22 protein-coding genes are annotated in these 24,761 nt (G+C 69.2%); 10 read left to right on the top strand and 12 right to left on the bottom strand.

From position 1 onward, the window contains the following. Positions 1–8 precede the first annotated feature (8 nt). Complete coding sequence (locus tag IFR14_RS09920) at positions 9–710, bottom strand: helix-hairpin-helix domain-containing protein (protein ID WP_191940943.1); 702 nt, start codon at positions 708–710, stop codon at positions 9–11. 294 nt (positions 711–1,004) lie between these two features. Here IFR14_RS09920 and IFR14_RS09915 point away from each other — a divergent pair, with 294 nt between their 5' ends. The 3 genes from IFR14_RS09915 (at position 1,005) to IFR14_RS09905 (ending at position 2,630) form a co-directional block, all read left to right on the top strand. Further along, positions 1,005–1,322, top strand: coding sequence for a hypothetical protein (locus IFR14_RS09915; protein WP_191940942.1), 318 nt, complete (start codon positions 1,005–1,007; stop codon positions 1,320–1,322). A 253-nt stretch (positions 1,323–1,575) separates the two neighbouring features. Then, positions 1,576–2,067, top strand: a complete 492-nt coding sequence (locus tag IFR14_RS09910; protein ID WP_191940941.1) for a hypothetical protein — start codon at positions 1,576–1,578, stop codon at positions 2,065–2,067. Next, positions 2,064–2,630: a sigma-70 family RNA polymerase sigma factor gene (locus IFR14_RS09905; RefSeq protein ID WP_191940940.1), complete on the top strand. Its 567-nt coding sequence runs from the start codon at positions 2,064–2,066 to the stop codon at positions 2,628–2,630. Before IFR14_RS09910 ends, IFR14_RS09905 begins: the two co-directional genes overlap by 4 nt. Before the next feature lie 52 nt (positions 2,631–2,682). Here the strand turns inward: IFR14_RS09905 and IFR14_RS09900 are convergent, their stop codons facing one another. The 7 genes from IFR14_RS09900 to IFR14_RS09870 form a co-directional block, all read right to left on the bottom strand. Beyond that, positions 2,683–3,102: a hypothetical protein gene (locus IFR14_RS09900; protein WP_191940939.1), complete on the bottom strand. Its 420-nt coding sequence runs from the start codon at positions 3,100–3,102 to the stop codon at positions 2,683–2,685. Positions 3,103–3,254: 152 nt separating this feature from the next. Beyond that, positions 3,255–5,816, bottom strand: a complete 2,562-nt coding sequence (leuS, locus tag IFR14_RS09895; RefSeq protein WP_191940938.1) for a leucine--tRNA ligase — start codon at positions 5,814–5,816, stop codon at positions 3,255–3,257. Positions 5,817–5,932: 116 nt separating this feature from the next. Next, on the bottom strand, positions 5,933–7,285 hold the full coding sequence (gene pabB, locus IFR14_RS09890; protein WP_191940937.1) for an aminodeoxychorismate synthase component I: 1,353 nt from the start codon (positions 7,283–7,285) through the stop codon (positions 5,933–5,935). Further along, positions 7,285–8,955: a thiol reductant ABC exporter subunit CydC gene (gene cydC, locus IFR14_RS09885; protein ID WP_191940936.1), complete on the bottom strand. Its 1,671-nt coding sequence runs from the start codon at positions 8,953–8,955 to the stop codon at positions 7,285–7,287. The genes pabB and cydC overlap by 1 nt, the downstream gene beginning before the upstream one ends. Then, the gene (gene cydD, locus IFR14_RS09880; protein ID WP_191940935.1) at positions 8,948–10,654 is read right to left on the bottom strand and encodes a thiol reductant ABC exporter subunit CydD; all 1,707 of its coding nucleotides are present in this window, start codon (positions 10,652–10,654) and stop codon (positions 8,948–8,950) included. The genes cydC and cydD overlap by 8 nt, the downstream gene beginning before the upstream one ends. 9 nt (positions 10,655–10,663) lie before the next feature. Then, complete coding sequence (gene cydB / locus IFR14_RS09875) at positions 10,664–11,668, bottom strand: cytochrome d ubiquinol oxidase subunit II (RefSeq protein WP_064295578.1); 1,005 nt, start codon at positions 11,666–11,668, stop codon at positions 10,664–10,666. A gap of 9 nt (positions 11,669–11,677) precedes the next feature. Then, a complete protein-coding gene (locus IFR14_RS09870) occupies positions 11,678–13,099 on the bottom strand; it encodes a cytochrome ubiquinol oxidase subunit I (protein WP_079003899.1) in 1,422 nt (473 codons plus the stop codon). A 201-nt stretch (positions 13,100–13,300) separates the two neighbouring features. On the opposite strand from IFR14_RS09870, the gene IFR14_RS09865 reads away from it, so the two are divergent. The 3 genes from IFR14_RS09865 to IFR14_RS09855 all read left to right on the top strand — a co-directional run bounded on the left by IFR14_RS09865 (position 13,301) and on the right by IFR14_RS09855 (position 16,129). Next, complete coding sequence (locus IFR14_RS09865; RefSeq protein WP_191940934.1) at positions 13,301–13,981, top strand: VTT domain-containing protein; 681 nt, start codon at positions 13,301–13,303, stop codon at positions 13,979–13,981. Between the two features lie 133 nt (positions 13,982–14,114). Continuing rightward, entirely contained in the window at positions 14,115–15,080 is a 966-nt protein-coding gene (locus IFR14_RS09860; protein ID WP_191941295.1) for an App1 family protein, read from the top strand. A gap of 8 nt (positions 15,081–15,088) precedes the next feature. Next, positions 15,089–16,129, top strand: a complete 1,041-nt coding sequence (locus IFR14_RS09855; RefSeq protein ID WP_191940933.1) for an FUSC family protein — start codon at positions 15,089–15,091, stop codon at positions 16,127–16,129. Positions 16,130–16,191: 62 nt separating this feature from the next. On the opposite strand, the gene IFR14_RS09850 is transcribed toward IFR14_RS09855, so the two are convergent. Together IFR14_RS09850 and IFR14_RS09845 are read right to left on the bottom strand one after the other, a co-directional pair. Beyond that, entirely contained in the window at positions 16,192–16,746 is a 555-nt protein-coding gene (locus IFR14_RS09850) for a YceI family protein (protein WP_079705738.1), read from the bottom strand. Positions 16,747–16,851: 105 nt separating this feature from the next. Further along, on the bottom strand, positions 16,852–18,024 hold the full coding sequence (locus tag IFR14_RS09845) for a glycoside hydrolase family 3 N-terminal domain-containing protein (RefSeq protein ID WP_342365675.1): 1,173 nt from the start codon (positions 18,022–18,024) through the stop codon (positions 16,852–16,854). Positions 18,025–18,140: 116 nt separating this feature from the next. Between IFR14_RS09845 and IFR14_RS09840 the strand changes: the two genes are divergently transcribed. Next, positions 18,141–19,310, top strand: coding sequence for an aggregation-promoting factor C-terminal-like domain-containing protein (locus IFR14_RS09840; RefSeq protein WP_191940932.1), 1,170 nt, complete (start codon positions 18,141–18,143; stop codon positions 19,308–19,310). Between the two features lie 9 nt (positions 19,311–19,319). On the opposite strand, the gene IFR14_RS09835 is transcribed toward IFR14_RS09840, so the two are convergent. Next, on the bottom strand, positions 19,320–20,177 hold the full coding sequence (locus IFR14_RS09835) for a UbiA family prenyltransferase (RefSeq protein ID WP_191940931.1): 858 nt from the start codon (positions 20,175–20,177) through the stop codon (positions 19,320–19,322). A 55-nt stretch (positions 20,178–20,232) separates the two neighbouring features. On the opposite strand from IFR14_RS09835, the gene IFR14_RS09830 reads away from it, so the two are divergent. The 3 genes from IFR14_RS09830 to IFR14_RS09820 are packed head-to-tail and all read left to right on the top strand — an operon-like array spanning position 20,233 to position 23,230. Then, on the top strand, positions 20,233–21,360 hold the full coding sequence (locus IFR14_RS09830; protein WP_191940930.1) for a type III polyketide synthase: 1,128 nt from the start codon (positions 20,233–20,235) through the stop codon (positions 21,358–21,360). Positions 21,361–21,404: 44 nt separating this feature from the next. Next, positions 21,405–22,076, top strand: coding sequence for a methyltransferase domain-containing protein (locus IFR14_RS09825; RefSeq protein WP_249406905.1), 672 nt, complete (start codon positions 21,405–21,407; stop codon positions 22,074–22,076). Further along, entirely contained in the window at positions 22,073–23,230 is a 1,158-nt protein-coding gene (locus tag IFR14_RS09820; protein ID WP_191940928.1) for an FAD-dependent oxidoreductase, read from the top strand. The genes IFR14_RS09825 and IFR14_RS09820 overlap by 4 nt, the downstream gene beginning before the upstream one ends. A 21-nt stretch (positions 23,231–23,251) precedes the next feature. On the opposite strand, the gene IFR14_RS09815 is transcribed toward IFR14_RS09820, so the two are convergent. Then, positions 23,252–24,742: a DHA2 family efflux MFS transporter permease subunit gene (locus IFR14_RS09815; protein WP_191940927.1), complete on the bottom strand. Its 1,491-nt coding sequence runs from the start codon at positions 24,740–24,742 to the stop codon at positions 23,252–23,254. Positions 24,743–24,761: the final 19 nt, after the last annotated feature.

Genomic DNA, 24,761 nt, shown 5'->3' with positions numbered 1-24,761 from the left:
GTCTGTGGTCACACCGTCGCCGCCGCGCGAAGCCCCTCGAGGGTCTTCGCGCCGATGCCTTCGACCGCGCTCAGGTCGTCGAGGGTGGCGAACGGGCCGTTCGCCTCCCGCCAGGCGACGATGCGTGCAGCCAGGGCTTCCCCGATCCGCGGGAGTGCGGTGAGTTCGGCCGCGGATGCCGTGTTCACGTTGACGAGCTGCGAGCCGGACGGACTCCCGGCAGCCGACCCGTTCGCGCCTCCACCAGGTGGCACCTCGCCGACCACAGGGACGTACAGTTGCTCGCCGTCGTTCACGAAACGCGCGAGGTTCACGGCACTGGTGTCCGCTTCCGGCAGGAGGCCGCCGGCGGACGCCACCGCATCGAACGCACGTGATCCGTCCGGCAGCCGGTAGACACCAGGGGCCGCGACCGCTCCAAGTACATGGATGAACAGCTCCCCCGTCGCCGAGCCGGCGGGCGCGGTCGATCCCGGTGTCGCGGCGGGCACAGGGCTCGCGTCAGCCGACAGCTCCGCCCCACCAATCGTCCTGACCGCCCCGCCTGAGGTGAACAGCGAGACGAGGATGGCGACGACGAGGGCCGCGATCACCAGCACGACAACCGCCCCGGCACGGAACTCCGGGCGCGGTAGCTCACCGAGCAAACGGCGCGTCGACGAACGCCTGGACGGCACCGGGCGGGACGTGGGTTCCGGTTCGATGGTCATCCTCGAACGCTACGAGCCCGGACGCCCCGCACCACACGCTCGCCGTCGCCACGGGACCGAACACCCCGCGCCCGCCCCTGTGGAGCGCGTTTGAGACGCGCATCGAGGCCTGACGTCCAGCCCCGGCCCCCACCTCGCGGCGCAGAGCCCTGCTACCGTCGAGTCTCCGGCGGGGGCCGGTGAAACGGGGGCAGCATGCAGGCGAAGTCACGTCGACAGGCTTGGCTGACGGCGATCCTCATCGCCGCGGCGCTGGTGCTGGACGTCTCCATGCACCTGTATCCGCTTCGGCTCATGATCCTGGACGTCGAACGAATCGATGGCGCCGGAGTCCCGTCTGCAGAGGCAATGCGGTTCCCGGAAGGCACCGCGCTGCTGAGCGCGCGCAGCGAATGCGCGAACGGCGGGTGCTGGTCACTCTTCACCGTGCGACCCCCAGCGGGCGCCGACCGAGTGGCCTTCGAGGAGATCTATCTCGTCGATCGTGGCCGGATGGACGGCACCCTGTGGGATCCGAGGCCGATCACCGTGTCGGCGGAGGAGTTCGGCAACGATGTCTGGGTCGTGCGCGGAGACTACTGGAGCGATTCATCGTGGCGGCCGAGCAGCTGAACGTCAACGCGCGCAGTTCGTGCCGCACGCGTTAAGACTCGATGGGTGCCGGACATGTCATCAGTGACGGTGTTCACTCGAGGGGGTTTCCATGGATGATCTTGACGCACAGATACAACGATCCGCGCCGCGCGCTTTCGGAGAGGATGCGGAAGCCGCCGAGTACGCTCGTTTCGTAGCCCAGGAGGCTGCGTCCCGAGCACGACCTTCCGGTGTGAGATCCCGATACAAGCGCTACCTCAGCCTCCTGGGTGTGACCGCCGGACTCTTCACGGTCGGTGTGAGCGCTGCGGCGGCGGCCCCGGCTGTGCTCGACTGGGTCGGCTGGACACCCGAAGCCACGGTGCAACGATCGTTCGACATCGGCGAGGACGGCGCGGTGTGCCAGCTCGTTGCGCGAGTGGTCCCCGAATACCGGAACATCAGCACGGCTGAGGCCGATCGCCGCACTCAAGAAGCCCGCGTCTTCCTGACCGAATACGACTGGGACAGGGTCGTCGCTTCGATCACCACAGCAGACATCGACGCAGCGCTCGCCATCGAACAAGCTCGACGCACGGAACTGGCAACGATCGCCGAGGTAAATGGAACCACGCCGCCGCCAGCTGCAACCCCGGAATCCGTGGCCGGAAACCTGATGGCGACGAAGATCTTCGATGCATTCGAGAAGGCTGGCTTCCTGCGGACTGGGACCTCGATCGACGTCGCCGGCGACTGTGGCGAGACCGCGGAGGATGCGCAGTGACCGACGCGAAACGTCGCGCCCGCCAGGAACGACTCGAGAGACTTCACCAGGACAACGCGGCCGATGTGCTCTCGTTCCTCGGCCGACGGGTCACGACCCCGGCAGACGCCGCCGATGCGCTGAGCGAGACCTTCATCGCAGCATGGAGACACATCGATCGGATGCCAGCGGACCCCGTACAGGCGCGGATGTGGCTCTTCGGAGTCGCACGCCGGGTGGCGTCGAATGCCCGCCGCAGCTCTGATCGCAGGGACGCACTCACCGCTCGTCTGGGCGAACACCTCGAAACGCTCCAGCCGACGCAGACGGACGACACCACCGAATCCGTGCTGGCGGCTATCTCCGAGCTCCCTCGGAATCAAGCAGAACTGATCAAACTCGTGCTGTGGGACGGGTTCACGGTCATCGAGGCAGCAAGCATCGTCGGTGTGCGTGAGTCGACTGCCCGTGGCCGATACCAGCGCGCGCGTCTGCGTCTCCGCCAGCTGTTGCGGGATCCGGGCGAGCAGGACGTGCGCGTTCGCGTCCCGCTCGAGGGATCTGCCGCGCATGTCGACCGCTGATCGAGGACGTCCACTTCTCGAATCCCTCGGCCTCCGACCACAGCGGATCCACTCATCGACGGCTGGCGACGACGTCCCGCTCCCGTGTCGAAGATCGCCCGAACCAGATCCACAGGGGGCGAGCCGTGGCGAGGATGAGCACCGCGAACAGGCTCTGATTGATGACGCCGAACCACGAGAGTCCGCCGAGCAGAACGAAGACGGTCCAGTTCACGGCGATGTCGGCGACGATCACCGCGATTCCGAGCACGATGCCGGCGCGCCGTCGAAGGATGATCAGCACAGCGGTGATGGGGTCCAAGACCGTGAGCGTCACCCAGAACAGCCGGACGCCGGGCGGGAAGCCGCCGTAGACGTCCAACCCGCCGAGGATCAGATCCGCGGTGTGCGTGGTCGTTCCGATCAGGAAGCCGATCACCCACAGGATCTGGAACACGCGGAGCGTTCGTACTGATGGGGTGAGAGCGATCACCCGGTCATGCTACCGAGGAAGCACAGGCAAGCGGGCGGGACGCGATCCGGGAACCCCCTGCCGTCGGATGGGACACGGGGTCCGACTGGATGGTCGTCCCCGAGCGCTCCGAGCGTGTTCGGGACGGGCCACAGGGCCCGCCCCGAACCGCATCAACCCTTCGTGGCGATGCTCACCACGCGTGGGGCGCGCACGACGACGTTGACGATCTCGCGGTCGCCCACGGAACGCTGCACGGCCGCGCTCGCGCGTGCGAGCTGCTCGAGCTCCTCGCCGGAGATCTTCGGCGACACCTCGAGCCGGTCGCGGACCTTGCCGTCGACCTGGACCACCGCGGTCACCTGGTCCTCGACCAGCAGCGACCGGTCGGCCTTCCGCCACGGCACCAGCGAGATCGACGGCTGGTAGCCGAGCTTGGCCCACATGTCCTCGGCGGTGAACGGTGCGAAGAGGTCGAGCGCCATGGCCGTCACCTCGGCGGACTCGCGTACGGCGGGGTCGCCCGCGCCGGGCCCGGCGTCGATCGTCTTCCGCGTCGCGTTGACGAGCTCCATGAGTCGTGCCACGACGACATTGAACTTGCCCGCCTCGATGAGGCCGGGAGCCTCCGCGAGGAAGTGATGCGTGACCTTCCGCAGCTTCTCGTCGCCGTCCTTCCAGGCGACGTCGGGCGAGCTGGTGACGTCGTGCGCGACCCGCCAGGCGCGTGCCAGGAACTTGGCCGACCCGGCAGGCGAGACGTCCGCCCAGTCGATGTCGTCCTCCGGAGGACCGGCGAACGCCATCGTGACGCGCAGGGCGTCGGCGCCATACGACCGCAGCTCCTGGGCGAACTCCACCAGGTTGCCCTTGCTCTTGCTCATCTTCGAACCGTCGAGGATGACCATGCCCTGGTTGAGGAGCGCGCTGAAGGGCTCGGTGAAGCCGACCTTGCCGAGGTCGAACAGGACCTTCGTGATGAACCGTGAGTAGAGCAGGTGCAGGATCGCGTGCTCGACACCGCCGACGTACTGGTCGACCGGGGCCCACTTGTCGGCCTCCTTCGGGTCGAACGCGATCTCGTCGGAGGTCGGGTTCAGGAACCGGAGGAAGTACCACGAGCTGTCGACGAAGGTGTCCATCGTGTCGGAGTCGCGCTTCGCAGGCTTCCCGCACGACGGGCAGTCCACGTTGATCCAGTCCTCAGCCGCCGCGAGCGGGCTCATGCCCTTCGGACGCAGGTCGAGACCCGCGGCATCCGGCAGCCGCACGGGGAGCTGGTCCTCGGGGACCGGTACCTCGCCACAGGCGTCGCAGTGGATGATCGGGATCGGCGTGCCCCAGTAGCGCTGTCGCGAGATGAGCCAGTCGCGAAGGCGGTAGTTCTTCGTCTTCGCGCCGAGGCCGCTCGATGCGAGCGCAGCCGTGACCTTCGGGATCGCGTTCGCCTTGCTCAGGCCGTCGAAGGGGCCGGAGTTCGTCAGGCGACCGTCGCCCGTCAGCGCGACACCCGTCTTGGCTGGATCGATCGACGGGAGGTCCTCCGGCAGCTCACCGTCGACGATGATCGGGATGGCACCGGTGACGGGCTGGGTGGTGTCCACCACGACGCGCACGGGCAGGTCGAACGCCCGCGCGAAGTCGAGGTCGCGCTGGTCGTGCGCGGGGACCGCCATGATCGCCCCGTGACCGTAGTCGGCCAGGACGTAGTCGGCCGCCCAGATCGGCAGGCGCTCGCCACTCAGCGGGTTGATCGCGTAGCGCTCGAGGAACACGCCGGTCTTCTGTCGGTCGGTCGCGAGCCGCGCGATCTCACTCTCACCCTTGACGCTGTCGAGGTAGGCCTGGAAGCGTCCCTTGACCTCGTCGGAGGTGTCGGCGACGAGCTCGGCTGCGAGCTCCGAGTCGGGCGCCACGACCATGAACGTCACGCCGTACAGCGTGTCGGGTCGGGTCGTGTACACGGAGACCGGCTCGGCACGACCCTCGATGGAGAACGAGACGTCCGCGCCGTTGGATCGGCCGATCCAGTTCCGCTGCATGCTGAGGACCTTGGCCGGCCAAGTGCCCTCGAGCTGGTTGAGGTCGTCGATCAGGCGGTCCGCGTAGTCGGTGATGCGGAAGTACCACTGGGTGAGCTTCTTCTTCGTCACCTCGGCGCCGCAGCGCTCGCAGTGTCCGTCGACGACCTGCTCGTTCGCGAGCACGGTCTGGTCGTTCGGGCACCAGTTGACGGGGCTCGCCTTGCGGTACGCGAGGCCCTTCTCGAACAGCTGGAGGAACAGCCACTGGTTCCACCGGTAGTACTCGGGGTCGCTCGTGTGGAGCTCGCGGTCCCAGTCGAACGAGGGGCCGTACTGACGGAAGCTGGCCTTCTGCTGCGCGATGTTCGCGTAGGTCCACTCGCGCGGGTCGACACCGCGCTGGATGGCCGCGTTCTCGGCGGGGAGCCCGAACGAGTCCCAGCCGATCGGGTGCAGGACGTTGAAGCCCTGGTGACGCCAGTACCGCGCGACGATGTCGCCGAAACCGAACGCCTCGGCGTGACCCATGTGCAGGTCGCCCGAGGGGTACGGGAACATGTCGAGCACGTACTTGCGCGGACGTTTGTCGGCAGGGTCGCCTGCCGCGAAGGGCTTCAGCTCGTCCCAGACGGGAAGCCACTTCTCCTGGATCGCCTGGAAGTCGTACCGCTCGCCGTCTCGGCGGTCGTCGGTGTTGCGCTCGTCTGACACGTCACTCTCAATCACTGCAGGTGCTGGGGGTGGAATCCCGTGGGTTGCTCGCACGGCGCTCGGCCGCAGGATGGACGGGCTGGAGCGCACGACGGCGCTCCGTCCAACGGTCAAGCCTACCGGGATTCGGCAGGCGGACGTCCGACGCCGAGTGCCGCCAGCGGGGCCGCCGCCTTGGTCCACGTCTCCTCGAGCTCCTCCCGGGCGTCGGACAGCGCCGTGATGCCACCACCCGTGCCGACCGACGCACCCTGCGGATCGATCACGATCGAGCGGATGACCATGGCGAGGTCCATCGATCCGTCCGCGGCCAGCAGGCCGAAGGCACCGGCGTACACCCCGCGGGGTCCCGCTTCGAGGTCGTACAGCAGTTCCATCGCCCGGCGTTTCGGGGCCCCGGTCATCGATCCGGCCGGGAATGCGACCTCGACGACGTCGAGCGCGTCCAGCCCTCCGCGCAACCGTCCTTCGACGGTGCTGACGAGTTGGTGCACCTGCGGGTAGCTCTCGACGTGATGGAGCGCCGTGACCGCGACGGAACCCAGCTCGCAGACTCTGGAGAGGTCGTTCCGCATCAGATCGACGATCATGAGGTTCTCCGCGCGCTCCTTGGGACTCGCGAGCAGATCGGCGCGCTGACGGGCGTCCTCCTCGGGATCGGCACCTCTCGGCCGGGTCCCCTTGATCGGTTTCGTCCGGACGCGGCCGTCGGCCGAGACCTCGAGGAACTGCTCCGGTGACGCGCTCGCGAGACTGATCGAACCGAACCGGAGGAAGCCGCCGTGGTGCGTGGGGCTCGTCCTGCGCAGCCGCAGATAGGTCGCCAGCGGGTCGTGGACCCCGTCGACGCGCAGGTGGTTCGTCAAACACAGCTGGTAGGCGTCCCCACGGGTGATGTGCTCCTGGCACCGCTCGACGAGCCGCACGTATGCCGCATCGCTGTGACGGGGCGCGCAGACCCCGCCGGCCGCCTCGGCCACGGGAGGAGGCTCGGTCGCCGTACTCAACCGCTCGACGGTCGTCGCGATCCAGTCGAGATCGTCCGACGAGATCGTCACCGTCCGCGCCGCATGGTCGAACCGCACCTGGTCGTCGAGGCGCAGGAAGAGCGCGTCCGGGGAGGCGGCCGCGTGTGCCGGAACCCCGACGAGACCGGCCCCCGACTCGTAGCCGAACCACCCGACCCAATCGCCCGGGTCGTCGTCGGCACGCACGGTACGGAGGGCGTCGAGCATCGTCGTCCGGTCGACCGAGGCGGCCACCGGGCTGACGCGCTTCACCGTGCCGAGCCGGACGTCCGCCACGAGGCGTTCGGTCCCGCGCCCGATGAGACTGACGCCGGTCCGGGCGCCCTGGCCCGAATCCAACCAGGCAGCCCAGGGCTCGTCAGCGAACACGCGTCGGTAGACGTCCTCCGGCTCGGACCAGGCCGGGAGGAGGACCTGCCGGCGCGCTCCGGTGGATCGCATCAGCCGACGGCCGCGATCGGCGGCGCGACGATCCGAAGGCGACCGGTCACGAGGTCGTCGGGAACCGGCGTGTGCGAGATCACGATGACCGCACGACCCTCGGATCCCGCGACACCGAGCAGGTCCTCGAGCAGGGCGGTCGCGCGCTCGGGATCGACGTTGGCGGTCGGCTCGTCGAGCACGAGCACGGGGAACTCGCGGAGGAGCGCACGGGCGAGGGCGATGCGTTGCGCCTGCCCCCCGGAGACGAGCGCGCCGTGCTCCCCCACCGGGCGGTCGAGCCCGCCGCGCTCGGCGAGCCAGGACGAGAGCCCGACCCGCTCCAGCACGGCCTCGAGCTCAGCGTCGTCGGCCGTGTCCCTGGCGAAGAGGAGGTTCTGGCGGATGTCGGCGTCGAAGAGGAACGGACGCTGCTCGACGAGCCCGACCGACTCGCGCAATGTATCCGGGCGGAGGTCGCGTGCCTCGACACCGCCGACGCGGTACCCACCCTCGTACTCGAGGAAGCGGACGAGGGCGTGCGCCAGGGTGGTCTTCCCGGCTCCGCTGTCACCTTCGACAAGCAGCCGGTCGCCGGCCGACAGCCGGAAGCTGATCGGTGCGAGCGCCGCCGCCGTGCTCCCGGGCCACCGTGCGCTGAGGTTCTCCGCCTCGAGCATGACGCCGTCGAAGGTCGGCGTGAGGATGCTGCCGGTGTCCTCGTCCGGGATCTCGCGTGGGCGCTCGCTCGGGACCGCGTCCGCCACGCGCTCGGCGCTCGCGACCGCTTCCCGCCAGGCCCCGAAAGCCAGGGGCACCATCGCGCAGACCTCGAACACGGCGAGCGGGACGAGGACGATCACGGTGAGCGCGGGGCCGCCGATCGTTCCCAACGCCGGCATGCCTGCCCAGAGCGCCGCGACGACGGACGCCCCGGAAGCCAGGGAGAGGACGGCGCCGGCAACCCCGGCGCCCGCGGCCCGCCACACCATCGCGCGCGTGAGTGCCGCGTCGGCATGTTCGATCCGTGCCCGCGCGGCGTCGACCGCGCCGTAGGCGGTCAGCACGTCGAGACCGGTCACGAGTTCGAGCAGGGCTTCCGACAGCGCACCGCGCAGCGGCGCGAGTTCGCGTTCGGCGCGCGCCGCCACCCGGCTCACGAGCAACCACGAGACGAGGAAGGCCGCGACGAGGCAGACCGCGAGCGCGATCCCGGCGGCCGGGAGCAGCGCGGTCGTGAGGATGACGGAGGCTCCGGCGACGACACCCGAGACCACCAGTGGTTGGACGACCCGCAACGGCACGTTCTGCAGCTCGTCCACATCGGTCACCAGGCGGGTGAGGAGGTCGCCCCGACCGGTGAGCTGCAGTCCATCGGGAGCCACCGGGATGACGCGTTCGATCATGCCGGCGCGCAGCTGCGCCAGTTGACGGAATGCGGCGTCGTGGCTGAGCAGGCGTTCGAGGTACCGGAAGGACGCCCGGGCCAGCGCGAATGCGCGCACCCCGACGACCGCGACACCCAGCTCGACGATCGAGGGCTGCTCGGCGGCCTTCGTGATGAGGAACGCGCTCGAAGCGAGGAGGGCGACGGCGGCCCCAGCGGAGAGGATCCCGGCGAGGAGACCAGGGACGAAGCGGCGAGCCGGCGGCTGCGCCAGTCGGATGATCTGTCGGACGCGCTCATCCATGGAGCATCACCTCGTCGTCCTGGACGTGTTCCGACCGCACGCGGATCTCGAGCACGGCATCCGCGTGTTCGACGATCGACGGTCGGTGGGTGATGACGATGACGGCCGCCCCGGCCCGAGCGGCGCCGCGCGCGGCGTCGATGACGAGCTCCTCGGACGCGGCGTCGAGCGCCGAGCTCGGCTCATCGAGCAGCAGCACCGGCGTTCCAGCATCGACTGGGGTGCGCCGCAGTCGGTACAGGGCCCTCGCGATCGCGATCCGTTGCGCCTGTCCACCGCTCACGCCGTCGCCGACCGCGCCGATGGGGTGTCCGAGCGGCAGCGCGGACAGCCCGAGTGCCGACAACGCCTCGACGATGAGCGCCTCGTCAGGGGCGTCGTCGCCCAGCGCGACGTTGCTGCCGACCGTCCCCGCGATGAGGACCGGACGCTGCGGGGCCCACGACAGCCAGCGTCGTCCGCCGGGCGCGGGCGGCACGCGTCCGCCGTCGTGCAGGATCGATCCGGTGGCGTTCACGAATCCGAGGATCGCCGACGCCATGCTCGTCTTCCCGGCTCCGCTGGCGCCGACGACAGCCGTCACCACGCCGGCCGGGAACGTCGCGTCGAGGTCGTCCAGTACCCGCAGCTCGTCGTACTGCACGCCGAGACCGTCGAGTACCAGGCCAGACGTCCGGCGAGCGGAGTCGCCGACCGTTGCCGAATCGCCGACCTGATCAGGAGCCGACGGCGATTCGCGCACGGCCTTCGCTTCGTCGAGGATCTCGAAGACCTCGTCGGCGGCGGTGACGCCCTCGGCAGCCGCGTGGTAGTTCGCACCGACGTTCCGCAGTGGCAGGAAGGCCTCCGGGGCCAGGATCAGGACGAAGAGCCCCGTTCCGAGGAGGAGCGAGCCGTCGAGAAGCCGCAGGCCGATGCCGACCGCGACCACGGCGACCGCGAGACTCGACAGCAGCTCGAGGGCGAAGCCGCTCACGAACGAGAACCGCAGGACCTTCATGGTCTCGACGCGGTACTCCTCGGTGACGGTTCGGATCCGCTGCACCTGCCGGTGCTGCCGTCCGAACAGCTTGAGGGTCGCCATGCCCGCGACGAGCTCCAGGAACCCGCGCGACAGGTGGGCCAGGGTCTCCCACTGGCGCCGCTGCACCGCCTGGGTCGCGAATCCGATGAGGATCATGAAGACCGGGATGAGCGGGAGCGTCACGATCACCGTGATGCCGCTGAGCGGGTCCTGGATGAAGATCACCGCCGCGATGATCGGCATGGCGATCGCCGTGAGGATGAGCTGCGGGACATAGCGACCGAAATACGCGTCCAGGGCGTCGAGCCCGCGGCCCGCCACGGTCGTCAGTGCGGCGGAGCTCCGACGCGAGACCCACCCCGGCCCGAGCGTCTCGAACGCGCCCGCGAGGGCCCGCCGCAACTGACTGCGGACGATCGCGGAGCCACGGGCGTTCACCGAGTCGGATGCCAGGACGGTCCCGGCACGCAGCACCACGATGCCGATCAGCAGCCAGAGCGACGGCAGGAGCTCCTCGACCGGATCCCCCGCGATCGACCGGGACACGAGCTGGGCCACGAACCAGGCGAACCCGAGCGTGCAGGCGGTCTGGACGAGCGCGATGACCGCGCCGAGTCCGAGGACCGACCGGGCTCCGCGGGCATAGCGGAGCAGTCGCGGATCGAGGGGGCGCACGATGACAGGTTAGTGCGCGGCGGCTTCGATGTGCTTCCGCGTGATGCGCTTGCGGAACACCCAGTACGTCCATCCCTGGTAGGCGAGGATCAGCGGCAGGAAGATCAGGGCGGTCCACGACATCACCGTGAGGGTGTACTCCGTCGAGGAGGCGTTCGCGATCGTCAGGCTGTTCGCCGGGTCGTTGCTCGCCGGCATCACCGCTGGGAAGAGCGCGGTGAACAGGGTGAGCACGGCCGCGGCGACGGTCACGGCCATGAGCGCGAACGCACGGCCTTCCAGCCCTCGGCTGTTCGCGAACCAGGCGCTGATGAGCGAGACCGCGGCGATGGCCGCGAGGATCAGCACCGGGAGCGAGAAGTGCGCGAGGACGGTCCACCCGAGGAACGACGCGGCGAGGAGGATGGCGACGAGCCCGGCTCGGCTCGCGAGGCGGCGGGCGCGCTCGCGGATGTCGCCCTCGGTCTTCAGCGAGGCGAACACGGCTCCGTGGGCGAAGAAGAGCACGAGCGTCGTGAGACCCCCGAGGATGCCGTACGGGTTGAGCAGGGTGAAGAGCGTGCCGGTGAAGTTGTGGTCGGCATCGAGCGGGACGCCCTGGACGATGTTCGCGAAGGCGACGCCCCAGAGGAAGGCCGGCAGGGCCGAGCCGACGATGATCATGAGGTCGAAGCGCCGCTTCCAGGAGGCTTCCGGCCGCTGGTGCCGGTACTCGAACGACACCCCTCTGATGATGAGCGCGAGCAGGATGAACAGCAGCGGGAGGTAGAAGCCGCTGAACAAGGTCGCGTACCACTCGGGGAACGCGGCGAAGAGGCTCGCCCCGGCGACGATCAGCCAGGTCTCGTTGAGGTCCCAGACCGGCCCGATGGTGTTGATGAGCATCCGGCGGTCGGTCTCGTCCTTCCCGAGGAAGGGGATCGTCATGCCGACGCCGAAGTCGAAACCGTCGAGGACGAAGTAGCCGACGAACAGTGCGGCGATGATCCAGAACCAGAGAATCGTGAGGTCCATGATGCGCTCCTAGTAGACCGTGGTCGCGGGGGCGGCGGGCTTCTGCACGCCGTCCTCGTCGGGTTCGGACAGCTCGATCGGGTCGGGCCCGGCCTTGATCGTCTTCTTCAGGAGTCCGAACTCGACGACGAGCAGCGACCCGTAGACGACGGTGAAGGCGATCAACGAGATCAGGACGTCGAGCCCAGTGGTGTTCGGCGAGACCGCGTCCTCCGTCTTCAACAGGCTGAAGACGATCCACGGCTGGCGGCCCATCTCGGTGAAGACCCAGCCCATGGTCATGGCGAGGAACGGCATCGGGACGGCCCAGACCGCGACGCGCCACATCCAGCGCTTCGGCTCGCGGCCCTTGCGGGTGAACCAGAGACCGGCGGCCGCGACGAGCATCGAGGCGAGGCCGAGACCGATCATCCAGCGGAACGCCCAGTAGGTGACCCAGATGACGGGCGAGTAGTCGCCCGGACCGTAGAGCTGGGTGTACTGCGCCTGCAGGTCGTTGATGCCCTCCACCGTGCCGTCGAAGGTGTGGGTCGAGAGGAACGACAGGAGGTACGGGATACGGATCGAGAAGAGCTCGTGGACGCCGTCGGGCGTGCCGAGGGTGAAGATCGAGAACGAGGCGTCGGCACCGCTCGCCGTGTTGTACATCGCCTCCGCAGCCGCCATCTTCATCGGCTGGGTCTCGACCATGGCCAGGCTGAGCTGATCGCCGGCGAGCATGGTGGCACCACCCGCGAGAAGCATGCTCCACGCACCGACCTTGAGCGCCGGGCGCATCGCCTCGACGTGCTGGCCCCGGGCGAGGTGCCAGGCGGCGGCGGTGATGATGACGGCTGCGGAGACCATGAAGCACGCGAAGATCGTGTGCGGGAAGGCGGCCAGGGCGACCTTGTTGGTCAGCAGCTCCCAGATGTTCGTGAGCTCGGCGCGGCCGCGCTCCTCGTTGATCCGGAAGGCGACCGGGTTCTGCATGAAGGCGTTCGCCGCGATGATGAAGTAGGCCGACAGCACGGTGCCGAGCGCCACGATCCAGATGGTGGCGAGGTGGAGCTTCGGCGACAGCTTGTCCCAGCCGAAGATCCAGAGTCCGATGAACGTCGCCTCGAGGAAGAACGCGAGCAAGCCCTCGAGTGCGAGCGGGGCGCCGAAGACGTCGCCGACGAACCTGGAGTAGGTGGACCAGTTCATGCCGAACTGGAACTCCTGGACGATGCCCGTCACGACGCCCATGGCGAAGTTGATGAGGAAGATCTTCCCGAAGAATCGGGTGAGCTGCAGGTAGTGCAGCTTGCCGGTCCGGACCCACGCGGTCTGGAACCCGGCGACCGTCACCGCCATGCCGATGGTGAGCGGCACGAAGATGAAGTGGTAGACGGTGGTGAGGCCGAACTGCCATCGGGACAGCAGTAGCGGGTCGAGAAGGTCGTTCACGATGAACACTCCATTTTTCGCGGCATCCAGGGAAGGCGGCGCAGGTGCGGCCCGATCGGGGTGGTCATCCCCGTGGCTTCGATCCATGTCGTCGAGATCAATCGTACAGGACTTCACGCCTGTGGTCAGACCACACATCCAAGGGTGTCCTAACAGGGGTTTCCGAGCCGCTCACACATCCACGGCAGTAGGCTCTGAGCCGTGAACGACGTGCTCGGCTGGCTGCTCGACCTGGTGCAGAGCGTCGACCCCGTGACGCGCACGATCCTCGCCGGCGTCGGCATCATGCTCGAGACCTCGGTCCTCGTCGGCCTCGTCGTCCCGGGCGACACGGTCGTCATCGTCGCGAGCACCGCCGTCGTCGGACCCGTCCAGTGGATCTCGATGATCCTCGTCGTCATCACCGGCGCGCTCATCGGCGAGTCGGTCGGCTTCGCGCTCGGCCGCTGGTTCGGCCCGCGCATCCGTGCCAGCAGACTCGGCCGACGGATCGGCGAGCGGCACTGGGCCCGTGCCGAGCGCTACCTCGACCGGCGGGGTGGCATCGCCGTCTTCATCTCGCGATTCCTCCCGGTCCTGCACTCGCTGATCCCTCTCACGGTCGGGATGAGCACGATGAGCTACCGACGCTTCATCTCCTGGACGCTGCCCGCCTGCGTCATCTGGTCCTCGGCCTACGTCTCCGTCGGCGCACTGGCTGCGGGCAGCTATCGCGAGCTGTCGGACCGCCTCCATTGGGCGGGCTACGTGTTCGTCGGCATCATCGTCGTCTTCGCCGTCGTGGTCCTCGTCGTGAAGCGACTCCTCCAGCGGAACGAGGAGCGACACATGCTGGCCCAGGAGGACGCGACACCACCCGACGACGGCTCGACGCCCCAGTAGCAGACGACCCTCATCGCCGCGAGACGGCGGGCCGGACGCACCGGCATGACAGACTGAACGGGTGAAGGCATCCGACGATCGTCCAACGGCCTCCTCCGACGCCGCCGAGCAGATCCGGCACTTCGCCGCACGGATGGAGGACGCCGTCCAGTTGCGCCGCCAGCGTCGTGCGAGGCGGCACGGACGCGAGGCGGCGGTCATCCCCTTCACCGGCTACGGATCGACGTCCTGGATCCGTGTCCTGGCCAGGGTCGTCCTGGCGGAACCGGGCAAGACCACCGTCCAACCGCAGCAGAAGGTGCGCGGCTGGAAGAGCTTCTTCGCGCTGAGCATCGCCGACCCGACGGTCGAGGTGGAGGTCGACGGGCAGCGTCACACGGTCACGGGCGACCGAGGTGGCGTGGTCGACGCGGTGGTCCAGGTATCGCTCACCCCCGGCTGGCACACCCTCAGACTGAGCTCGGAGGGCAGCGACCCGGTCGAAGCGCCGGTCTTCATCGTCGCCGACGACATCGAGTTCGGCATCGTGTCCGACATCGACGACACGGTGATGGTGACGGCGCTCCCCCGCCCGCTCGTCGCGGCCTGGAACACCTTCGTCCTCGACGAGCACGCCAGGACACCGGTGCCCGGCATGGCGGTGTTCCTCGAGCGCACGGCCCGCGAGCACCCGGGCTCCCCGATCATCTACCTCTCCACCGGCGCCTGGAACGTCGCGCCGACGCTGACCCGGTTCCTCTCGCGCAACCTCTACCCCGCCGGCGCCCTCCTCCTCACCGACTGGGGTCCGACGCACGACCGCTTCTTCCGCAGCGGCCGCGAGCACAAGCGGAACAACCTCGAGCGGTTCGCCGAGGACTTCCCCCGTCTGCGGTGGCTCCTCGTCGGCGACGACGGACAGCACGACGAAGCCCTCTACCGGAGCTTCGAGGAACGCCACCCCGACCGCGTCGCCGCCGTGGCGATCCGCCAGCTCTCCCCCGGTGAGGCGGTACTCGCCGGTGGACGCTCGAAGGTCGGCGCCCAGCACGCGGGCGCCCCCTGGGTCTACGCGGGGAACGGCGCGGAACTGCTCGACCAGCTCCACGACAAGCTCTGACGGCACCGATGTCCGTCGTCCCCGTCCTGCGCACCAGATCGCGGCTGCCCCTGCTCCAGGTGCTGAAGACGGCGCTGGCCGCCGTCGCCTCCTGGATCGTCGCGATCACGATCATCCCGGGCCAGCTCCCGGTCTTCGCCGCCATCGCGGCGATCCTCGTGGTGCAGCCGAGCGTCAACCAGTCGTTCGGGAAGGCGCTCGAGCGCAGCCTCGGGGTCATCACCGGCGTCATCCTCGCGACGGCCATCGGGATCGTCTTCGGACACTCCGCCTGGATCGTGCTCCTGGCCATCGTCATCTCCATCCTGCTCGGATGGGTCCTCCGCCTCGGGCCCGGATCCGCGAACCAGATTCCGATCAGCGCGATGCTGGTGCTGTCGATCGGCGCGGCGACCCCGGACTACGCGGTCGCGCGGATCGTCGAGACCGTGCTCGGTGCGGGCATCGGACTCCTCGTCAACGTCGTCCTCGTCGCACCGGTGCTCCTCGCTCCTGCGAAGGCGGCGGTGACCACCCTCGCGCTCGCGTGCGCCGACACCCTGGACCATCTCGCCACGTCACTCACGCGTGCGAACTCGGACGCGGAGCTGGTGGCGCTGCTCCAGGAGGCTCGGGCGCTGAAGCCCCTGCGGGACCAGGCGATCGCCGCGGTGAAGGAAGGCGATGACAGCCTGCTGCTCAACCCTCGTCGATCGAGGCACCGTGACGAGCTCGACCGTCAGCGCCTGCTGCTGCGTCGACTGGAGCCGGTGGTCACGAGGACGCTGGGCATGGCGCGTTCGGTGCACGACCACGACGACCCGACCCTGCACGAGGAGCCGACGGTGGCGGACATCGCCGTCGAGCTGACGCGGGCGGCCCACGATCTCAGGCTGCTGGTGAACGATCGTGCCGCGTCCGACGAGCCGCCGACCGAGACCGCGGAGATCCCGGCGCTGACCGCTCCCCTCGTGATCGCCCGCCCGCACCCCCAGCACTGGATCCTCATCGGATCGCTCATGGAGGACCTCCGTCGCGTGCGCGACGAGATCGTCGGCGAACCGACCTGAGTCGGCCGGATACACGAAGGGCCGGTGGAGCGATGCTCCACCGACCCTTCGACGTGCTGGGACTACGCCTGGTGCGCGGCCTGCAGTTCGATGGTGATCGTGACGTCGTTGCCGAGCAGCACGCCGCCGGTCTCGAGCGCCGCGTTGTAGGTGAGGCCGAAGTCCTCGCGGTTGATCTTGGTGGTCGCCGTGGCGCCGAACTTGTAGTTGCCGTAGGGGTCGGTCGCGAAGCCACCGAACTCGACGGTGAAGGTGACGGGCTTGGTCACGCCCTTGATCGTGAGGTCGCCGTCCACGAGGAAGTCGTCGCCCTTGGCGCGGGCGCCGGTCGAGACGAAGTCGATCGTCGGGTAGGTCTCGGCGTCGAAGAAGTCGCCGGTGCGGAGGTGACCGTCGCGGTCGGCCTGGTTCGTGTTGATCGATGCGACCTCGGCGGACGCGGTGATCTTCGTCTCGAGGGGGTTCTCCGGCGTGACGAACGTCGCGTTGAAGCGCTCGAACTTGCCCTTGACCTTCGAGACCATGATGTGGCGGATGCTGAAGCCGACCTCGCTGTGCGTGGCGTCGACCTCCCAGGTGCCAACCTTGTAGCCGGGAATCGTCAGGGTGTCGGTCATGCGGTACTCCTTGCGTCGATGTGCGGCGCGCTCGCGCCACGTTCTATTCAAACGCACGGACCTGGGAGCTATTCCCGCATCCCCGAGAAATTCTCCTCACCGACATCAGCGCGACATCGGCCGGAGCGACGGCAGGCCGAGCCGGACGCGCAGCAGTCGGTGCGCCGCATCGGCGACCGTCGACTCCGGAATCCTCCCGGACCTGACCGCGGCGGCGATGTCGGCCACGAGCACGGCCGGGTCGACACCGGTCGACGACGGGTCGGCCCCGAGGACGTAGAGCAGCATCGTGCTGCCGGCGGCCACGGCGCGGATCGCGTTCTCCGAGGGGTTCTGGTACTCCGGCAGACCCGTGTGCTGCAGCATGAGCATGTCGTCGGTGATCGTGACACCGGTGAAGCCGAGGTCGTTCCGGAGGCGCTCGTGCCAGGCCGCCGACAGCGTCGCCGGTGCGGCGTCCACCGCTGAGTAGACCAGATGGCCGAACATCACGACCTCGGCCCCGGCCTCGATACCGGCGATGAACGGCAGGGCGTCGGTGGCAGCCCAGTCCGCGGCACCGATGGCGGTCGTCGGGACCGTCGAGTGGGAGTCCCCCGGGGCCTGTCCATGGCCGGGGAAATGCTTGAGCGTGCTCAGCACCGCACCCCGCTCACCACGGACGGCCGCGGCCACCCGCTCCGCCGAGGCGTCCGGCGTCGTCCCGAGGGCACGGTCGTAGATGAAGGAGCTCGGATCGGCGGTCTCGTCCGCGACGATGCCGAAGTTCACGGTGCAGCCGGCACCGGCGAGCATCACAGCGCGTTGGCGGAACGCCTCCTCGCTCGCAGCTGGCGGCTGCGACTTCAGGGTGTCGGCAGCGGCGAAGACGTCCTCGTCGATGCGCCGGACATCGCCGCCCTCCTGGTCGATGCCGATGAGCAGCGGCATGGTCGGGTCGGGGCTGAGGGCGCTCGTCACCGCGGGCAGCCCTGCGAGGCCCGGCACGTTGTCGCCCATGATGATGAACCCGCCCGGCTGATACCGCTCGACGAACGCCCGGAGGGTGCCCGGGTCGGTGCCCGGAGCGTGCAGCATCAGCATGGATGCGATCCGCTGTTCCAGGTTCATCGCGGCGAGTTCGGCGGCCGCCCGCTGGTCGGCGGCAGACGGAGTCGTGCTCGTGGGGCGTTCCGAGGGCTTCGAGGATCCTGGCCCGGTGCACCCGGACAGGCCGAGGACGGCACCCGCCGCCATCGAGGCGCCGACTGCGAGAAACCCTCGTCGTCTCAGCTGCACCGGCCCACTCTAGGCTCGGATCTTCCACGCAGGCTGGGCGTCGCTCCCGGTGTGGCAGGAGTGACGAATGTGACATCGGCGGCTACACTTGCGTGGGTGACCGCCAGGATGGACGCATGCGCAAGCCGCTGACAACCCTCTCGCCCCGCTCGAGGGGCGTCTCGCGAGCCGCCGCCCTCGGAGCCGCGCTCGTCATCGCGGTGTCGGTCGCAAGCCCGGCGGCCGCCGTGACCCCCACCTCGTTCCGGACCGCCGACTACCCGAGCTGGGACGACGTCCAGGCGGCCAAGGCGAACGAATCGACCGCTCAGGCCGAAGCCGACCGGATCGTGTCCCTCCTCGACGGACTGCGCGACGAATCCGCCCGGCTCGGCGACGAAGCCGTCCGCCAGGGTGCGGCGGCCGGTGAGGCCAAGGCGGCGTTCGACGCGCAGGCCGCCGTCGCGGACACGATCAGTGCGCAGGCGACCGCCGCGGCATCGGCAGCGGCATCGAGCAAGCGTCAGGCCGGAGCGGTCATCGCCCAGATGACGCGCACCGGCGGCGTCGATCCGACGCTCTCCCTCGTCCTCTCCGGTGCAGCCGACGACGACCTCCTGTCCAAGCTCAGCGCGATCAGCAAGCTGAGCGAGACCTCGGCTCAGGACCTCGCGTCCGCGACCGCCGCGAGCAACACGGCGACCGCGCTCGCTGAGCAGGCGACGGCGGCCGAAACCGAACGTCAGCGACTCTCGGAGGCGGCTGATGCCAGCTACGAGACGGCGCAGTCCGCGAGCGACGCCGCCGATGCGGCGGTCGCCGAGCAGCAGGCCAACCGCGACCGGTTGTACCAGCAGCTCGCCGTCCTCAAGAACACCACCGCGGCGGTCGAACAGGCCTACGCGCAGAGCCAGGAGGCGATCGCCGCAGAAGAGCAGCGACGCAACGAGGCGACCGGTGGCGAGGGCTCCACGAGCGCTCCGCCGCCGGACCTCGCGGCCGACCCGGCCGGAGCGAAGGCGTACGCACAGTCCGCGATCGGCGCCTACGGCTGGGGTAGCGGAGAGTTCCAGTGCCTGCTGCAGCTCTGGACCCGGGAGTCGAGCTGGCGCGTCAACGCCTACAACGAGTCCAGCGGCGCCTACGGCATCCCGCAGTCCCTGCCGGGGAGCAAGATGGCGAGCTCCGGCGACGACTGGCGGACCAACGCAGCGACGCAGATCAACTGGGGCCTGAACTACATCGACAGCCGCTACGGCTCCCCCTGCGGCGCATGGGCGCACTCCGAAGCGACCAACTGGTACTGACGCCCCGTCTCACCCGACGTCGGCGACACCGAGGTTCGTCCCGGCCACCGCCAGCACCACGGTCACGAGCAGTGCGGCCCCGATGATGAGTCGGAAGAGCAGCCGATCCGGCGCGCGGGTTCCGACGAGCACGAGCCCCCACACGACGAGCGCGAGGACGCCGACCGCGCCAAGCACCCCGACGACCGGCGGTGCGGTCGGCCTGCCGACGAAGACCCCGCTCTGTCCGAGGACGGCGACCACGCCGGAGACGCCGAGGGCGACGAAGGCCGTCCGACCGGCGGCCCTCGCGCCGAGCCGGTGCGGCAGACCGCGGACGCCGGTCTGCAGGTCGTCCTCGAGATCCGGTAGGGCGTTCGTGAAGTGGATCGCCACACCGAACAGCCCACCGACGGCGAGCGTCCACGCGGCCGGCACGATCGGCGGGACAGCCGCGAAGGTGACCACGGCGGGCAGTGCGCCGAACCCCACGATGAACGGGACGACCGACCAGGCCGTCGACTTGAGGCCCAGGTTGTAGGCCCACCCGCAGACCAGGAAGAGCAGGTGCGAGGCCGCCGACGCCCAGCCGAGGGATGCCGAGAGCGGAATGCTCGCCGCACCGGCCAGCAGCGCCGCCGCCCGGACTGCCGAAACGCTGAGGTCGCCGCGTGCGACCGGTTTGTCCTGTCGTCCCGAGCGACGATCGCGTCTGGCGTCGAGCCAGTCGTTGGACCAGCCGATCGAGAGTTGTCCGACGAACACCACCACGGCGAGCAGGGCCGTCCGGAGGGGTGGCAGGCCGACGGCCGATCCGAGAACGACGGCGAGCACGGTCACCGCGACGGTCGGCCCGGGATGCGAGGACGCGAACAGACGGCGGGCCATGGAGAACACCGCCTTAGCTTAGGGTGACACCCGGGTGACGGCGCTACACTGCAGCATGACCGTCTCCGTGAGGGCGATCGGCGTGGCCGTTCCTCAGACCATCCTTCATCAAGACGAGATCAGGGATGTGTTCCGCGACCAACCCGGGCGGAGCCGTCTCGCCCAACGTCTCATCGGCGCCGCGTTCGACGCGTCCGCGATCGACACCAGGCACACCGTCATCGACGCCTTCGACCACGAGGTCGAGACGACCACGGCCGCCTTCTACGACGCGGAGCAGCGGCAGGTGCTCTCCCCGCCCACCGGCGTGCGGAACGACGCCTACATCGAGCACGCTCCCCCGCTGCTCCTGGAGGCCGCGCGGCGGGCACTCGATGCAGCCCCCGGTCTGTCGGCAGCGGACGTCACCCACGTCGTGACCGCCTCCTGCACCGGGTTCTTCGCGCCCGGGCCGGAGTACCTCCTCGTGCGCGACCTTGGTCTCGATCCCGGTACGGAGCGCTACCACCTCGGGTTCCAGGGGTGTTTCGCCGCGTTCCCCGCCCTTCGCGCAGCACAGGCGTTCTGCACAGCAGACCCCGACGCCGTCCTCCTCGTGGTCTGCATCGAGCTCTGCTCCATCCACCTCCGTTCCTCCGACGACCCCGACGTGATCCTCGGTTCCTCGGTGTTCGCCGACGGTGCTGCGGCCGCCGTCGTGACCGGTCGGGACACCGGATCCTCCGCGCCCGTGCTCGAGTTCGACGGCTGGTCCACCGCGCTCGTGCCGGACGGCGAGACGGAGATGGCCTGGACGATCGGCGATCACGGGTTCGAGATGGTCCTGAGCGGCGCGGTGCCCAAGCTGATCGGCGAGCACCTCGAGATCGCCCTCCGCCCACTCCTCGCCGCAGCCGACGACGCCCCGGTCTCATCGATCGATCGCTGGGCGATCCATCCCGGTGGCCGGAGCATCCTCGATCGGGTCCAGCGCGGATTCGGGCTCGACGACGAACTGCTGGCTCCGTCACGCACGGTGCTCCGCGAGTACGGCAACATGTCGAGCGCGACCGTGCTCTTCATCCTCCAGCGCCTGCTCGAAGGCGCGCCGGCCGACGCCGATGAACGGGTGTGCGCCCTCGCCTTCGGTCCGGGACTGACGATCGAGAGCGCGCTGCTCCGGCTCCGGGCCGGCCGAGCCTGATGCTGCCCGACCTCGGCCGCCGTGCGACGGATCTCCTCGAACTGATGGACGACCCCGACTGCGATCCCGCACTGCTGGACGCCACCTACGCCAGGTTCGCGACGGTGAACCGGCTCGTCTCGGGCTGGCGTGGCCTGTACCGGTCGCGCATCCGTCCACTCCTCCACCCGTCCCGGACCACGACGATCCTCGACGTCGGCTTCGGTGGTGGCGATGTCGCCGTGGCCATCGCCGGCTGGGCGAGGGCCGACCACCTCCCCGTGCAGGTGGTGGGGATCGATCCCGACGAGCGGTCCGTGGCCTTCGCCCGTCGCCGATACCCCGATGGCCCCGTCGCCTTCCGTCCGGCGCACAGCAGCGACCTCGTCGCCGCCGGCGAGGAGGCCGACATCGTCCTGTCCAACCACGTGCTCCACCACCTCGATCCCGCGGGCCTGTCGAGCCTGCTCGCCGACAGCTCGCGGATCGCCCGACGACTCGTCCTGCACAGCGACCTCGAGCGCAACCGACTCGCGTACGCGGTCTACGGAGTCGCCACCCGTGCAGGGCGAAGGCGCTCCTTCCTCCACGTCGACGGGCTCCGATCGATCCGTCGCAGCTATCGCCAGGAGGAGCTGCAGCGCGTGGTGCCCAACGACTGGATCGTCGAGCGAAGCTTCCCCATGCGACTCCTGCTCTCGCAGACCGTCTCGTCGGAAGCGGACGGCCACCGATGACCGAGGTGCTCGTCATCGGTGGCGGACCGGTCGGCCTCGCGTCCGCGATCCTCCTCGCTCAGGCCGGCGTCGACGTGACCGTCTGGGAACGACGGTCGGACTCCCCCTCCGGCACCCGGGCGATCGGGATCCACCCGCCGTCGCTCGACCTGTTCGAGCATCTCGGTCTCCTCGACGAGATCCGCCGCGACGCGGTCCGGATCGACCAGGGCGAAGCCTGGAACGCCGGACGACGCCTCGGGGCGGTCGTGTTCCGTGATCGGCCCGTCCCGCACCCCTACGTCGCCGCGCTCGAGCAATGGCGGACCGAACGGATCCTCCGTGCTCGATTCGAAGCCGTCGCGCCGGGATCGCTCCGGACGGGGACGAGCTGTACGCGGTTGACGCCGGCCGAGGACGGCGTCCTCGTGTCCGGCAGTGACGCCGATGGAACGGTAAGCACCCGCGCAGCCGTCGTGGTCGTCGCAGCAGGAGGACGCGCCACCGTCGACGGGATGCAGGCTCCAGGCCCCGTGCACCGGTATCGGGACCGGTACCTCATGGGCGACGTCGCGGATCGGAGTGGGGCAGGTTCCATCGCCAGGGTGCACCTGCACCACCGAGGGGTCGTCGAGTCCTTCCCGCTCCCCCATGGCATGCGACGATACGTCGTGCACACCGGGTACTCGGTCGATCAGGACGCCGCCCGCCCGGAACCCACCGCGTCCGACCTCGCGTCCCTCGTCGCCGACCGCACCGGCGACGACGTGGATCCGGCGACGAACACCATGCTCAGCGCGTTCGGCGTGCTTCGTCGACGACGGAAGCGCGTCGTCGACGGTCGGGTCGTCTATCTGGGCGACGCCGCCCACGAGATCAGCCCGATCGGCGGGCAGGGCATGAACCTGGGCTGGTCCGACGCGCGGGTCTTCGCGCCACTGATCGCCCGCATGACCACCGGACATCTCTCGACACAGCACGACGTGGCCGCGGCCGTCTCCCGCCAACAGCGCGCGATCCGTCGGGCCTCATGGCAGGCGGAGCTCAACATGCGCTTGGGACGTCCGTTGCCGGGCCCGCTCGTCGGGATCCGGGACCTCGCGCTGCGAACCGCGCTCAACGGTCCCGCGATGCCGATCCTCGCCGACGCCTACACGATGCGCTGGCTGCGCTGACGCCGTCCGAGGTCCTGCGCTTCAGTGACCGACGTGCACGCCCGCCGAAGCCTGGTCCGTTCGCCGGATGAGGAACGACGCACCGATCGCGAGCAGCGAGAGCACGGCGCCGCACATGAACGCAGCCTGCACGCCGGCTGCCGTCGCGTCGACCGCGGAACTCCCGGCCGCCGCACGAGCCGCTGCCGTGGTCGACATCATCGTGATGAACAACGCCGTCCCCGCTGCTCCGGCCAGTTGCTGGACCGTGCCGACGATGGCGCTGCCGTGCGGGTAGAGCTCGGGCCGCAGCGAACCGAGCGCCGAGGTCAGGAGCGGTGTGAACATGAACGCGAGGCCGGCGCTCAGCAGCACGTGCACGGCGATGATCATGACGATGGCGCTGTCGACGCCGAGCATCGTCAGCAGCCAGAGCGCAGCACTCACGGCGAAGGCCCCGGGGATCACGAGTGGACGCGGACCGAACCGGTCGAACAGCGACCCGACCAGCGGCGCGAGAGCGGCCATCGTCAGGCCGCCCGGCAGCAGCATGAGGCCGGTGGTCAGGGTGTCGACCTGAAGCACGGTCTGCAGGTAGATCGGCAGGATGATCAGGGAGCCGAACAATGCCATCATGACGATCGCGACCAGGATGATCGAGACGGAGAACGAGCGGTTCGCGAAGGTGCGGAGGTCCATGAACGCCCGGTCGTCGCGTGCGAGAGCGCGCTGGCGGAGGACGAAGCCGAGCAGGGCGAGGACACCGACCGCGAGCGGGATCCAGACGGGCATGAGCGCGTGTCCCTCGGCGGACTCGCCGATGCTGCTGAGCCCGAAGATGAGGCCACCGAACGCGAAGGCGGAGAGGACGAGCGACAGCACGTCGAAGCGGACCCGACGCGGCTCTGTCACGTTCCGCACGAGGATGGCGCCGAGGACCAGCGAGGCGACGGCGATGGGGAGGACGATCCAGAACATCCAGCGCCAGTCGAGCACGCTCAAGATGAGCCCGGAGACGGTCGGCCCGACGGCCGGCGCGACCGAGATGACGATCGAGATCGCACCCATCGTCCGGCCGCGCGCCGACACCGGCACGACGTTGAGCACGGTCGTCATGAGCAGCGGCATCATGATGGCGGTACCGCTGGCCTGGACGACCCGACCGAGCAGGAGGGTGCCGAATCCCGGGGACAGCGCGGCGATGAGCGTACCGAGGCTGAACAGCACCATCGCGGTGATGAACATCGTCCGGAGGGAGAACCGCTCCAGGAGGAACCCGGTCGCGGGGATCACGACGGCCATGGTGAGCATGAAGCCGGTGGTCAGCCACTGCGCGGAACTCGCCGTGATGTCGAGGTCCTCCATGAGCCGCGGCAGGGCGACACTCATGATCGTCTCGTTGAGGATGACGACGAACGCCGACACGAGGAGCAGCCCGATCAGGAGCTTGGACCCGGGTGGAAGGCGGTCGTCCGAGGGCTTCCCGGTCGTCGGGACGGAACCGGTCGGATTCGGCACGGTTTCAGTCGTCATAGCGGTGTCATCCTTCTCA

This window comes from Plantibacter sp. CFBP 8775 (genome assembly GCF_014839505.1).
Taxonomy (GTDB): Bacteria; Actinomycetota; Actinomycetes; order Actinomycetales; family Microbacteriaceae; genus Plantibacter; species Plantibacter auratus.
Note: the sequence above shows the minus strand (reverse complement) of the source record. Positions and strands in the feature narration are given on the sequence as shown.

Excerpts from the sequence above, each read along its gene's own strand:
- IFR14_RS09920 (WP_191940943.1), bottom strand. The coding sequence starts at position 710 with ATGACCATCGAACCGGAACCCACGTCCCGCCCGGTGCCGTCCAGGCGT.
- IFR14_RS09915 (WP_191940942.1), top strand. The coding sequence starts at position 1,005 with ATGATCCTGGACGTCGAACGAATCGATGGCGCCGGAGTCCCGTCTGCA.
- pabB (WP_191940937.1), bottom strand. The coding sequence starts at position 7,285 with ATGCGATCCACCGGAGCGCGCCGGCAGGTCCTCCTCCCGGCCTGGTCC.
- cydC (WP_191940936.1), bottom strand. The coding sequence starts at position 8,955 with ATGGATGAGCGCGTCCGACAGATCATCCGACTGGCGCAGCCGCCGGCT.
- cydB (WP_064295578.1), bottom strand. The coding sequence starts at position 11,668 with ATGGACCTCACGATTCTCTGGTTCTGGATCATCGCCGCACTGTTCGTC.
- IFR14_RS09860 (WP_191941295.1), top strand. The coding sequence starts at position 14,115 with ATGGAGGACGCCGTCCAGTTGCGCCGCCAGCGTCGTGCGAGGCGGCAC.
- IFR14_RS09855 (WP_191940933.1), top strand. The coding sequence starts at position 15,089 with ATGTCCGTCGTCCCCGTCCTGCGCACCAGATCGCGGCTGCCCCTGCTC.
- IFR14_RS09850 (WP_079705738.1), bottom strand. The coding sequence starts at position 16,746 with ATGACCGACACCCTGACGATTCCCGGCTACAAGGTTGGCACCTGGGAG.
- IFR14_RS09840 (WP_191940932.1), top strand. The coding sequence starts at position 18,141 with ATGCGCAAGCCGCTGACAACCCTCTCGCCCCGCTCGAGGGGCGTCTCG.
- IFR14_RS09835 (WP_191940931.1), bottom strand. The coding sequence starts at position 20,177 with ATGGCCCGCCGTCTGTTCGCGTCCTCGCATCCCGGGCCGACCGTCGCG.
- IFR14_RS09830 (WP_191940930.1), top strand. The coding sequence starts at position 20,233 with ATGACCGTCTCCGTGAGGGCGATCGGCGTGGCCGTTCCTCAGACCATC.
- IFR14_RS09825 (WP_249406905.1), top strand. The coding sequence starts at position 21,405 with ATGGACGACCCCGACTGCGATCCCGCACTGCTGGACGCCACCTACGCC.
- IFR14_RS09820 (WP_191940928.1), top strand. The coding sequence starts at position 22,073 with ATGACCGAGGTGCTCGTCATCGGTGGCGGACCGGTCGGCCTCGCGTCC.
- IFR14_RS09815 (WP_191940927.1), bottom strand. The coding sequence starts at position 24,742 with ATGACGACTGAAACCGTGCCGAATCCGACCGGTTCCGTCCCGACGACC.